The following is a 12,317-nucleotide window of genomic DNA, read 5'->3' on the forward strand; positions in this document are numbered from 1 at the left end:
GGGTGTTGCAGCTCTTCCGGCTCGGACATCGGGGTGCGGCTCCCTGCCTGCTCTAAGGGGACGTGGGAAATCAGGTGCTCAGAAGGGGGGCTTGCTACTCATCCGTAGAGTAGTGGCGTGCCTACCGATCGGCAGTGCGGCGTTTACCACACCTAGGGTGGGTTGCATGACGCCGCGAGATGCAGCAGACGCGAACGACAATCGGTGGTCCGACCTGGACCGTCCGCCGCTCAACGGGGCCGCCCTGCGCAGGGCACTGGTCCGCGACGGCGGCCACGGCGGCCTCTGGTGCGACGTGGAGGTGGTGGAGCGCACCGGGTCGACCAACACCGACCTGGTCGGCATGGTCACCAGCGAACAAGGGGCGGACGAGGGCGCCGTCCTCGTCGCCGAGGAACAGAACGCCGGGCGCGGCCGCTTGGACCGCCAGTGGACGGCACCGGCCCGCTCGGGCCTCTTCTTCTCCGTCGTCCTGAAGCCCGCCGGGGTTCCCGTCACACGCTGGGGCTGGCTGCCGCTGCTCACCGGGGTCGCCGTCGCGACGGCGCTCTCGCGCACCGCCGGGGTCGACACGGCACTCAAGTGGCCCAACGACCTGCTGGTCACCGTGGACGGCGAGGAGCGCAAGGCCGGCGGCATCCTCGCCGAGCGCGCGGGCACCGACGCCGTCGTGGTCGGCATCGGCATCAACGTGTCGCTGCGCGCCGACGAGCTGCCCGTGCCGGGCGCCGGATCACTGGCGCTGGCGGGCGCGACGACCACGGACCGTGACACCGTGCTGCGGGCCGTGCTGCGTTCCATCGAGCAGTGGTACGGGCGCTGGCGCGACGCGGCGGGCGATCCCGCCGCCTCCGGCCTCCAGGCCGCGTACGCGGCCGGGTGCGCGACGCTCGGGCGCACGGTGCGGGCCGAGCTGCCCGGAGGCCGGTCGATCGTAGGGGAGGCGGTGGCCGTCGACGGGGACGGGCGGCTCGTCATCGCGACGGAGGACGGCGTGCAGGAACCGGTGGGGGCCGGGGACGTGGTGCATCTGCGAGCGGTGTGAGGGGATGGGTCTGCGAGCGGTGTGAGGAGATGGCCCCGCGAGCGGTGTGACGGGTTGGGTCGGGAGCGTGGAAAGGGACGGCTCGGGGCCGTGCGACGGCATCGGGCGGTGGGCGGTGCGAGCCCTCGGCACCGTCTCCGACCTCGGTCCCGCCATCGGGAGTGAGCCAGCGCACACCTGCCGTAGAGTTGAGCGCGGTCGATACCTGACCACGGCAGATCGGAAGGGCAGCAGGAGTGACCGTCGACGACACCGGCTCCGGCACGGGTGCCCACCCCGCCCCCGACGGCGAGCCGGGCCGTACCGCCGGGCCGGTCACGGACGCGACACCCGCACGGGCCGCCGCGGACGGCGACGCCCGGCAGGACGCCCGTCCCGACGCCGGGACCGGCACCCGCCCGGAGGACCGCTTGGACCACCGCCCGGAAGACCGCTCGGACGCGGGAACCGGCATCCGCAGGGACGACCAGTTCGACGTGGGGAGCGACATCCGCAGGGACGACCGCAGGGGCGACCGGGCCGACGCACGGCCGGACGTCCGGCCCGACGCGCGGCACGAGGCGAACGGCCGGGTGGACCCCCAGGCCGAGCCGGACTCCGGGGAGGACCCGCTCGCGCTGCGCCTGGAGGGGCTCATCCTCGGCGCCGAGCGGCGCTACACCCCGTTCCAGGCGGCCCGCAGCGCGGGCGTCTCCATGGAGCTGGCCTCCCGCTTCTGGAGGGCGATGGGCTTCGCCGACATCGGCCAGGCCAAGGCGCTGACCGAGGCCGACGTACTGGCGCTGCGCCGCCTCGCCGGTCTCGTCGAGGCGGGCCTGCTGAGCGAGGCCATGGCCGTCCAGGTCGCCCGGTCCACCGGGCAGACCACCGCCCGTCTGGCCGAATGGCAGATCGATTCCTTTCTGGAGGGTCTGACCGAGCCCCCGGAACCGGGGATGACGCGCACCGAGGTCACGTACCCCCTGATCGAACTGCTCCTGCCCGAGCTGGAGGAGTTCCTCGTCTACGTCTGGCGCCGACAGCTCGCCGCCGCCACAGGCCGGGTCGTGCAGGCGGCGGACGACGAGGAGATGGTCGACCGCCGTCTCGCCGTCGGCTTCGCCGACCTGGTCGGCTTCACCCGGCTGACCCGCCGCATGGAGGAGGAGGAGCTCGGCGAACTCGTCGAGGCCTTCGAGACCACCGCGGCGGACCTGGTGGCGGCCCACGGGGGCCGGCTCATCAAGACGCTGGGTGACGAGGTGCTCTACTCCGCGGACGACGCCGGTGTCGCCGCCGAGATCTCGCTCCGTCTGATCGAGACGATGGCGAACGACGAGACGATGCCGGAGCTGCGCGTCGGCATCGCCTTCGGCACGGTGACCACCCGGATGGGCGACGTGTTCGGTACGACCGTGAACCTGGCGAGCCGCCTCACGTCGATAGCGCCGCGCGACGCCGTCCTCGTCGACGGTGCCTTCGCGGAGGAGCTGACTCGCACGGGTGACGCTCCCGCCTCCGAGGCGGAGGCCGCCGAGGCCGCGGCCACGGCGGAGAAGGAGGGCGAGGAACCCCCCTCGTACCGCTTCGCGCTCCAGCCGATGTGGCAGCGGCCCGTGCGTGGACTCGGCGTCATCGAACCGTGGCTGCTGGCGCGCCGGGCCGACGAGACGTAGCACTTCCCGTCAGCCGAGCGGCGCCGAGCCGAGCCGCCCCGGGTTATGCCTGCCCGCGCCGGTTCCGGGCCCGGTCGGTGGGGTCGGGGTCGGTACGCGCCCCGACCCGGTGCCCGCCTGGCCGGGTCATTCGCCGTGGCCCGGTGACAGCAACCCGTTCACGCAGATTCCTACGATCGGTACGCAGACGTTCGGCGGCTGGTGCGGCGGCGCCGGTGCGGGGGTGGTCGGGGACGGCGGCGTCGTGTGCCGCGGGGCCGCGGTGGTGGGGGAGGCCGTCGGCGTCGATCGCGGTGGCGGTGGTGTGGTCATGGGGGCTGTCGGGATGCCCGTGCTGCCCGGTGCGGTGGTGACAGGGGCCCCGCCGCGGGCCGCCGGGATCACGACGGGGGTCGTCGGGATCGACGCCGGGAGCCGGCTCGCTTCCGAGGTGGGCGCCGGGCTCGTCCCGCCCATCGCGGCGCTCGCCGGTGCGGCCCCGGGGTGCGAGGGCGAGGGCATGGCCTCGACGGTGGGGGCGGCGTCGCCCGCCGCGTCGGTGTCCGTGGCCGTCGCGACCGGCTCCGCCTCCGCGTTCCCTCCGGCCCCGGTCACCGACTCCGGTGTCATCCGCGCGAGGCTCAGCACTCCCGCGGCGAGCGCGAGTCCCCCTACGGCGAAGAGCACCCGGCGCGGCCGGGGTCGCCGGTGCCGGCCCCGGCCGGCACGGAGCCGGACGGGTGCGGGGTCGGTGTCGCCGGGTGCGAGCGCGGGCCCACGGACGCCGGCCGACCGCGGCGCCGGAACGATCCCTCGCCCCCGACCAGCGCCGTCGCCCCCGACTTCCGCCCTCTGGGCGCCTGTGGCGGCCCCGGCTCCCGCCCCACCGCGAGCGCCCGCCGCGGCTCCGGCCTCAGACCTCGGGGCGCCTGTCGCGACTCCGACCGTCACCCTCGGGGCGCCTGTCGCGACTCCGGCTTCCGGCCTCTGAGTGTTTGTCGCGGCTCCGGCCTTCGCCTTCTGGGCGCCTGTCGCGGCCCCGGCTCCCGCCCCACCGTGGACGCCCGCCGCGGCTCCGGCCTCAGACCTCGGGGCGCCTGCCGCCGCTCCGGCCTCGGGCCTCTGAGTGCCTGCCGTACCCCCGGCCTCCGGCCTCTGGGCTCCTGTCCTCGCCCCGGTCCCGCGTGCGTGCATCGTCGTCGCAGCGGACTCTCGTGCCTCCGTGCCCGCTGCCGTCTCGGCCCCTTGCTCTGGAGCTCGTGCGCCTGTCGCGGCTCCGGCCTCCGGCACCTGAGCGCCTGCCGTGGCGCCCGCCGTCAGCCCCCTGGGTACGGTGGCCCAGACTTTTGAGGCCCTGACCGGCATGGCCCCGGCCTCCCCGGAGCCGGTCGCTCCGGAATCGGTCGCTCTGGAGTCGGTCGCTCCGGAACCGGGCTTCGTGGCTCCTGTCTTCGCAGCCCGTGTGCCCAGGTCACTGGGCTCAGCGACGCCGACGTCCGTCGCCCGGGCCTTCCCGGTGCCGGCCGCCGGTGCGGGGCGGGTTGCCGTGACCTCCGCGCTGCTCGCCGTCATGGCGCGGGTTGCCGTGACCGCCGCGTCGGCGCGGCCCGTCTTCGCGGCCTCGGCCGTCGTGGCCCCCGCTGCCGGCACGTCGTTCTCCGTGGCGGCGGCCTGGGCGGTGCCCGTCCGCACCGTGGTCGTTCGCACGGTGGGCGAGTTCAGGGCGCCGAATGCGGTGGTACTGGGCGGCTCGGGGGCGGACATCGCCCTGCTGAGCGGCGTGACGCGGATCCAGCGGGTGTCCGCCGGTGAGGCTTCGGTCGCCGTGGCGTCGGCCGCTGAGGATCCGGCCGTCGTGGAGCCGGACCGCTGGGGGCCCACTGTCATGGAGAGAGTCGCCGCCGAACTCGACGGTGCCGCCGTGCCGGTCGGTGGCGGGCAGCCCGGCGAGGCGTCGGGCACGGTGGCCTCGGACGGCCTCGGGGCCGGCGGTCGCGTGAGTGTGGACCGCGGGCCCGGCCGGGTGCTGGTGGCCTGCGGTGTTTCGCGGTTCGTCATGGTCGTCCCTCCCCGGTGTGCCGGTGTCCCGAATGCGCTGTGGCGGTGCGCAGGTTATGCGCGGTATAGGGGCAGGCAAACGGAGTTGGGCGGGATGTCACTCGAACGAGGAAGTACGAGAAGGCGCGGCGCGAGGGGGCGGGTTTCGCCGGACGGCCTCGGCTGCGATGATCGGAGCGTCGATTGTTAACCCGCGTTAACCGGGAGGGTGTCATGGCGGAGCAAGGGGCGGAGCGAGGCGCGGAGCAGGGAGCCGGGCACGGGACGGAGCCCGGCGAGCGGAGGTTCGGCGAGTTCGTCGCCGTACGGCGGCACGGCCATGTCGCCGAGCTCGTCCTCGATCGGCCCAAGGCCATGAACGCCGTGTCCACGGACATGGCGCGTTCGATCGCCGGTGCCTGCGACGCCCTCGCCGCCGACCGGGACGTACGCGTGGTCGTGCTCACCTCCACCCATGAGCGTGCCTTCTGCGTCGGCGCCGACCTGAAGGAGCGCAACTCCTTCACCGATGCCGAGCTGGTGCGTCAGCGGCCGGTCGCGCGAGCCGCGTACACCGGTGTCCTGGAGCTCCCGATGCCGACCGTCGCCGCCGTGCACGGCTTCGCGCTGGGCGGCGGGTTCGAGCTGGCGCTGTCCTGCGACCTGATCGTGGCCGACCGTACGGCGGTCGTCGGACTGCCCGAGGTGTCCGTCGGCGTGATCCCCGGAGGCGGCGGTACGCAGCTGCTGCCGCGCCGCGTCGGTGCCGCGCGCGCGGCCGAGCTCATCTTCTCGGCGCGGCGTCTGGAGGCGGCCGAGGCGCGGGAGTCGGGGCTGGTGGACGAGCTGGTGGAGGCGGGGCAGGACAGGGTGGAAGCCCTTGCCCTGGCGGCCCGTATCGCCGCGAACTCTCCGGTCGGACTGCGCGCGGCCAAGCGTGCCCTGCGTCTCGGTCACGGACTCGACCTGCGCGCCGGTCTGGAGGTCGAGGACGCGGCCTGGCGGTCCGTCGCCTTCTCCGGGGACCGGGCGGAAGGGGTCGCCGCGTTCAACGAGAAGCGCAAGCCGCAGTGGCCGGGGCAGTAGCCCCTCCCTGATCCGCCGCTCCCCGGTTCGGTCCCCAGCACGGTCCACGGTCCGCTCCCTCGTTCGGTCCTCTCGGTCCGGACCCCTGTTCGCCCTAGTAACGTCTCAAATATGGGCAAATATCCCTAGCCTGGGGTGATGGGTGAGGACAATCGGCTCAGGGCCGTGGTGACGCTGGCGCAGGGGATGGCGGCGGCGCACACCCCGCGGGAGTCGTGGCGGGCCGCGGCGCTCGGCGCAAGTCACGCGCTGGCCGGGAGCTTTGCCGCGCTCTCCGTGTGGGAGCGTGAACTCGGCCGGCTGCGAGTGCTCGCCAACGTCGGCGACCTCGCCCCGGACGAGGACGAGTTCCCTGACGGGGAGGCCTACCCGGTGCACCAGTTCCCGGAGATCACCGAGTTCCTGCACGAGCGGTGGGCGGGTGGCGGCGGGCCCAACGCCTGGGTGGAGACCGCCGACGGCCCGGCGGCCGGCCCCGCCGGGTACTGCCATCAGCGTGTCGCCGCGCTGCGCAGACGCGGGCGCGGCTGCTGTGTCGTCGCGCCGATCCTGCTGCACGGACGGGCCTGGGGCGAGCTCTACGTGGCCCGTCCGGCCGGCGCCCCCGTCTTCGGCCGGGCGGACGCCGACTTCGCGACCGTCCTCGCCTCCGTCGTCGCCGCGGGGATCGCCCAGACCGAGCGTCTGGAAGAGGCCCGGCGCCTCGCCTACACCGACGCCCTGACCGGACTCGCCAACCGCCGCGCCGTGGACGTACGTCTCGACGAGGCCATCGAGCGGCACAAGGAGGACGGGGCAGTCGTCAGCCTCGTCGTCTGTGACCTCAACGGGCTCAAGCGCGTCAACGACACCCGGGGGCACGCCGTCGGCGACCGGCTCCTCGAACGGTTCGGGTCGGTGCTCTCGCTGTGCGGAGCGATGCTCCCGGGCACCCTCGCCGCGCGACTGGGCGGCGACGAGTTCTGTCTGCTGGCGGTGGGCCAGCCGGCGGACGACGTGGTCCGTATCGCCGACGAACTCTGCCGCCGGGCAGCCGAGTTGGAGCTGGGGGAGGGGGTGGCGTGCGGGGTCGCCTCGACCGAGGACCCGATCGGCCCCGTACGGTCGGCGCGCCGGCTGTTCCGGCTGGCGGACGCGGCCCAGTACCGCGCGAAGGCAGTCCGGGCCGCGAAGCCCGTGGTCGCCGGGCGCGAGGGTCCCGACGATCCCGTCGTACGCCTCGCGGACGCGCCGTCGCCCACGGCGGGCGAACGCCGCAGGTTCCGCGGGCGGCACGACCGGCCGCATGCGTGATGGCGATGCGACCGGCCGCATGCGTGATGGCGTCAGCGACGAGCCTTGTACGTCGTGACGCCATGAGCGGGCTCGCCGGTGGCCGGGACCCCGTCCGTGAGGGGCGCGGGCGTCCGCTGTGACGTACCCCGGGGTAAGGGGTCAACCGGCCGCCCGCTAGTGACATCATCGAATTCACTGCGTACGCTCCTGAATATGGATATGCACACTGTGGTGGTGGGGACGTCCGGAGTGACCGCGTCCGACGTTCTCGCCGTGGCGCGCGACGGCGCCCGGATCGAGCTCTCCGGTGAGGCGGTGGCGGCCCTCGCCGCGGCCCGCGAGATCGTGGACGCGCTGGCCGCGAAGCCGGAGCCCGTCTACGGCGTCTCCACCGGCTTCGGCGCCCTGGCGAGCCGGCACATCAGCCCGGAGCTGCGCGCCCAGCTGCAGCGCAACATCGTCCGCTCGCACGCCGCCGGCATGGGCCCGCGCGTCGAGCGCGAGGTCGTCCGCGCGCTGATGTTCCTGCGGCTCAAGACCGTCTGCTCCGGGCACACCGGTGTGCGGCCCGAGGTCGCGCAGACCATGGCGGACATCCTGAACGCCGGCATCGCCCCGGTCGTCCACGAGTACGGCTCGCTCGGCTGCTCCGGCGACCTGGCACCGCTGTCCCACTGCGCCCTGACCCTGATGGGCGAGGGGGACGCAGAGGGCCTCGACGGAGTCGTGCGGCCCGCGGGCGAGCTGCTCGCCGAGGCCGGGATCGCCCCCGTCGAGCTGCGCGAGAAGGAGGGCCTCGCCCTCCTCAACGGCACCGACGGCATGCTCGGCATGCTGGTCATGGCCCTCGCCGACCTGGAGATGCTGTACAAGTCGGCCGACGTCAGCGCCGCGCTCTCCCTCGAGGCGCTGCTCGGCACGGACAAGGTCCTCGCCCCCGAGCTGCACGCCATCCGCCCGCACCCCGGCCAGGGTGCCAGCGCCGCCAACATGCTGGCCGTGCTGAAGGGTTCGGAACTCACCGGCCACCACCAGGACGGCGCCCCGCGTGTCCAGGACGCCTACTCCGTGCGCTGCGCCCCGCAGGTCGCCGGAGCCGGTCGCGACACCCTCGCGCACGCCCGTACCGTCGCCGAGCGCGAGCTGGCCTCCGCCGTCGACAACCCGGTCGTGCTGCCCGACGGCCGTGTCGAGTCGAACGGCAACTTCCACGGCGCCCCGGTCGCCTATGTCCTGGACTTCCTCGCCATCGCGGCGGCCGACCTCGGCTCCATCGCCGAGCGTCGCACCGACCGGCTGCTCGACAAGAACCGTTCGCACGGCCTGCCGCCGTTCCTCGCGGACGACGCCGGCGTCGACTCGGGCCTGATGATCGCCCAGTACACGCAGGCCGCGCTGGTCAGTGAGATGAAGCGGCTCGCTGTACCGGCGTCCGCGGACTCCATCCCCTCCTCCGCCATGCAGGAGGACCACGTCTCCATGGGCTGGTCGGCCGCGCGCAAGCTGCGCACCTCGGTGGACAACCTGACCCGCATCGTGGCGATCGAGCTGTACGCCGCCACGCGCGCGATCGAACTGCGCGAGGGCCTGACCCCGGCCCCGGCGTCGCGGGCGGTCATCGACGCTGTCCGTGCGGCCGGCGTCCAGGGTCCCGGCCCGGACCGCTTCCTCGCCCCCGACCTGGCGGCGGCGGACGCGTTCGTACGCGCCGGTGGCGTGGTGGCCGCGGTGGAGCCGGTCACCGGTCCGCTGGCCTAGGACCGGTCCCAGGACCTGCGTCGATGGCGTTCCGTCGTACGTGGGCCGGGTGTGTCCCGGCCCACGTACCTCGCCTCGCACCCTCGCCTCAGCGTGTGCTACTGTCTCATTGATACGTTTTTGGTACCCATTTACTTTGTGCGCCTGATCGGAATCCTCCGCAGGCGCGTTTTGTTTTACCGGCATCTCCGGCATTACCCGGTGCATCTCCGGATGGGGGCCCACTACCTGTTCAGGAGAACAACATGGCTACTGGCACCGTGAAGTGGTTCAACTCGGAAAAGGGCTTCGGCTTCATCGAGCAGGACGGCGGCGGCCCCGACGTCTTCGCCCACTACTCGAACATCGCCAGCTCCGGCTTCCGTGAGCTCGTCGAGGGCCAGAAGGTCTCCTTCGAGGTCACGCAGGGCCAGAAGGGCCTGCAGGCGGAGAACATCCTCCCCGCCTAGTTCGAGGCGCGCTTTTCCAGAGCCGGGTCCCGCCCCTTCGGGTGCGGGTCCCGGCTCAGCGCTGTGACAGCTCATGCAGTCGGTGAGCGCTGTGTGTGCAGTCCGTGGGGCCCAGGAAGGAAATCCAGATCCAGCATGACTCGATCCGAACGTCCCGTCCGTAAGCGGCCGGAAAACGCACGCGCCGCACAGACCGGCGGCTCAGCGAAGAGCGCAGGCCGCGGCGCGGGCCGCGGTGGCGCCCCCCGCAAGGTCGCGCCGCCGCAGGAGTTCTCCCTGCCCGAGACCGTCACACCGGCGCTGCCCGCCGTCGAGTCCTTCGACGCGCTGGACATGCCGGCCGCCCTGACGAAGACCCTCGCGGCCCAGGGTGTCACCGATCCCTTCCCGATCCAGGGCGCCACGCTGCCCAACTCCCTCGCCGGGCGCGATGTGCTCGGCCGGGGACGCACCGGCTCCGGCAAGACGCTCGCCTTCGGGCTCGCTCTCCTCGCCCGCACCGCCGGCCGCCGTGCCGAGCCGAGGAACCCGCTCGCGCTCGTCCTCGTCCCCACGCGCGAACTCGCCCAGCAGGTCGACGACGCGATCACGCCGTACGCCACCGCCGTCAACCTGCGCGTGACCACGGCCGTCGGCGGGATGTCGATCGGCCGGCAGGCCGGCACGCTGCGCCGCGGTGTCGAGGTGCTCGTGGCCACTCCCGGGCGACTGAAGGACCTCATCGAGCGGGGCGACTGCGCCCTCGGCCAGGTCGCGATCACCGTGCTGGACGAGGCCGACCAGATGGCCGACATGGGCTTCATGCCGCAGGTCACCGCGCTGCTCAAGCAGGTCGAGCCGGGCGGCCAGCGGCTGCTCTTCTCGGCCACGCTCGACAAGAACATCGACCGGCTCGTCAAGATGTTCCTCACCGACCCCGTGGTCCACTCCGTGGACCCGTCCGCGGGCGCGGTGACGACCATGGAGCACCACGTGCTGCACGTCGCCGACGAGACCGACAAGAAGGCGGTCGCGATGCGGATCGCCGCCCGCGACGGCCGGGTGATCCTCTTCGTCGACACCAAGCGCGGCGCCGACCGCTTCACCAAGCGGCTGCTCGCCAGCGGTGTCCGGGCCTCCGCGCTGCACGGCGGGCGCAGCCAGCCGCAGCGCAACCGCACCCTCGACCAGTTCAAGAACGGTCAGGTCACCGCGCTCGTCGCCACCAACGTGGCGGCCCGCGGCATCCACATCGACGACCTCGACCTCGTGGTCAACGTCGACCCGCCGACCGACCACAAGGACTACCTCCACCGCGGCGGCCGCACGGCCCGCGCCGGAGAGTCCGGCAGCGTCGTCACCCTGGTGCTCCCCGAGCAGAAGCGTGAGATGACCCGGCTGATGGCGGACGCCGGCATCACGCCGCGCACCGCCCGCGTCAAGTCCAGCGACGAGGAACTCGCCCGCCTCACCGGCGCCCGCGAGCCCTCTGGTGTCCCGATCGTCATAGAGGTTCCGCAGCAGGCCGAACAGCCGAAGCAGCGTCCCAAGGCGCGACGCGCCACCGGGGGCGGGGCCAGGCGGCCGTCGGTCGCCGGCAGCGGCACCGCCGGGCGCACGGGCGCCGGGTCGGACGGCCAGGGCCGCCAGCAGCGCGGTGGACGTCCGGGCACGGGTGGCGCCACGGGTGGCGCGGCCACCGGGCGCCGCGCCGACACTGGCGCAGCGGCCGCGGGCCGTCGTACGGAAGCGGGCGGCAGCGCCGGGCGTCGTACGGAATCCGGCGGTGGCGCGGGCCGTCGTACGGAGGCCGGCGGTGGCGCGGGCCGTCGTACGGAGGCCGGTGGCGGCGCGGGTGCCGGTCGCTCCGGCGGTCGCGGGCGCGCTCCGCAGCGTGGTGGCCAGAGCGGCGGCCAGAGCGGTGGCGGCCGCAGGGCCGCCTGACCGGATCGGATCCGTTCGGCTTTCGCCGCGGCCCCGCGCCCCCTTCGGGGCGCGGGGCCGCGGCATGTGCGGGCTTTGCCCGCGGCGGGTCGGGCACGCGCGGCGACGGTGCGCGGCTCTCCCGCGAGGTTCCCCGTACCCGCCCACCCGCTCACCGTTCGCCGCTCCCCGTTCGCGGACCGCGGGCTCGTACCCGAGCGGTGTGTGCGGGCGGGCGGTGCCCGGTCGCGTCACCGGAACCGTAGGTCACCGCAGTTGAACTGCCGGTCGCTGCGGCGGAACCGTCCGTCGCGGTGCGCGGACGCTCCCTCATGTGGACGGGGTCGGGCGCCGTGCCGCGGGGGTTCAGACGTCGCCGAGGAAACCCGGGTCCACGCCGTCCAGCTTGATGGCGAAGTCCCGGTGCAGGCTGAGGAGTTCGGCCAGCGGCACCGCGCGACGGCTCGTCGACATGAGGTCCCGACGTGCCTGCGCCGACCACAGGAACGGCATCACCGACAGCCCCTGGGTGCCCGTCAGGGCACCGGACTCCGCGCGCCAGCCGGGCCACCGCAGGGTGTCGTAGAACTGGTCCGTTCCCTCGCGGAGGAGCCACTGGAGCCATGCCCCGTGCCCCACTTCGAGCGCCTCCCACTTCAGTGAGTCCGGCGCGAAGTACACGACCTCACCGGGATGCCCGGGACGCCCCACGGACTCAGGGTCGGCGCCGTTGAGGACGAACACCCCACCCAGTACGTCGTGGCCGACGACCAGTCCGCCGTCCCGCGGGCGCCAGTCCGGGTCGAACCGCTCGGGGAACTCGTTGACCTCGGCCAGCGAGGGAAGGTCCGTCGAGCCGCCCGGCAGTCCGGCCGACAGGTCCTCGGCCGGACTGCCGTAGATCCGCAGCCAGCCGCTGTCCAGCACCACACCACCGCAGTTGAGCACCATCCCGCCCAGCCAGGACCGCGCGGTGATCTGCAGTTGGTGCAGGCTCGCGCGGCCCAGTCCGGGGTCCACCGGAGGTATTTCCATGGACACCCCGCTGGCGGCGAGCGCCTTGGACAGCAGTGGCCAGGCCGGTTCCTCGACGTCGGTCAGCTCGCTCAGCTTTCGCATGGCTTCCCTGTG

At 73.6% G+C, this 12,317-nt stretch carries 10 protein-coding genes; 8 read left to right on the top strand and 2 right to left on the bottom strand.

The annotated features are described in order from the left end of the window. Positions 1-166 precede the first annotated feature (166 nt). Positions 167-1,045: a biotin--[acetyl-CoA-carboxylase] ligase gene (locus tag N4G66_RS02030; protein ID WP_261702152.1), complete on the top strand. Its 879-nt coding sequence runs from the start codon at positions 167-169 to the stop codon at positions 1,043-1,045. 572 nt (positions 1,046-1,617) lie between these two features. Next, positions 1,618-2,700, top strand: a complete 1,083-nt coding sequence (locus tag N4G66_RS02035; protein WP_261702429.1) for an adenylate/guanylate cyclase domain-containing protein — start codon at positions 1,618-1,620, stop codon at positions 2,698-2,700. 126 nt (positions 2,701-2,826) lie between these two features. On the opposite strand, the gene N4G66_RS02040 is transcribed toward N4G66_RS02035, so the two are convergent. Continuing rightward, positions 2,827-3,366 carry a hypothetical protein gene (locus tag N4G66_RS02040; protein WP_261702153.1) on the bottom strand — a complete coding sequence of 180 codons (540 nt, stop codon included), beginning with the start codon at positions 3,364-3,366 and terminating at the stop codon, positions 2,827-2,829. Between the two features lie 646 nt (positions 3,367-4,012). On the opposite strand from N4G66_RS02040, the gene N4G66_RS02045 reads away from it, so the two are divergent. From N4G66_RS02045 to N4G66_RS02070, 6 genes are all read left to right on the top strand, one after another. Continuing rightward, a complete protein-coding gene (locus N4G66_RS02045) occupies positions 4,013-4,927 on the top strand; it encodes a hypothetical protein (RefSeq protein WP_261702154.1) in 915 nt (304 codons plus the stop codon). A 23-nt stretch (positions 4,928-4,950) separates the two neighbouring features. Next, positions 4,951-5,802, top strand: coding sequence for an enoyl-CoA hydratase/isomerase family protein (locus N4G66_RS02050; RefSeq protein WP_261702155.1), 852 nt, complete (start codon positions 4,951-4,953; stop codon positions 5,800-5,802). Positions 5,803-5,940: 138 nt separating this feature from the next. After that, positions 5,941-7,095 carry a GGDEF domain-containing protein gene (locus N4G66_RS02055; protein WP_261702156.1) on the top strand — a complete coding sequence of 385 codons (1,155 nt, stop codon included), beginning with the start codon at positions 5,941-5,943 and terminating at the stop codon, positions 7,093-7,095. A gap of 201 nt (positions 7,096-7,296) precedes the next feature. Further along, positions 7,297-8,835 (top strand): histidine ammonia-lyase, encoded by a 1,539-nt coding sequence (hutH, locus tag N4G66_RS02060; protein ID WP_261702430.1) that lies wholly within the window; start codon positions 7,297-7,299, stop codon positions 8,833-8,835. Positions 8,836-9,080: 245 nt separating this feature from the next. Then, positions 9,081-9,284: a cold-shock protein gene (locus N4G66_RS02065; RefSeq protein ID WP_261702157.1), complete on the top strand. Its 204-nt coding sequence runs from the start codon at positions 9,081-9,083 to the stop codon at positions 9,282-9,284. Positions 9,285-9,419: 135 nt separating this feature from the next. Beyond that, positions 9,420-11,207 carry a DEAD/DEAH box helicase gene (locus tag N4G66_RS02070; RefSeq protein ID WP_261702158.1) on the top strand — a complete coding sequence of 596 codons (1,788 nt, stop codon included), beginning with the start codon at positions 9,420-9,422 and terminating at the stop codon, positions 11,205-11,207. 345 nt (positions 11,208-11,552) lie between these two features. Here N4G66_RS02070 and N4G66_RS02075 read toward each other — a convergent pair whose 3' ends face one another. Then, positions 11,553-12,305: a DUF2625 domain-containing protein gene (locus N4G66_RS02075; protein ID WP_261702159.1), complete on the bottom strand. Its 753-nt coding sequence runs from the start codon at positions 12,303-12,305 to the stop codon at positions 11,553-11,555. Positions 12,306-12,317 lie beyond the last annotated feature (12 nt).

Source organism: Streptomyces rhizosphaerihabitans, from assembly GCF_025399795.1.
GTDB classification, from domain to species: domain Bacteria; phylum Actinomycetota; class Actinomycetes; order Streptomycetales; family Streptomycetaceae; genus Streptomyces; species Streptomyces rhizosphaerihabitans.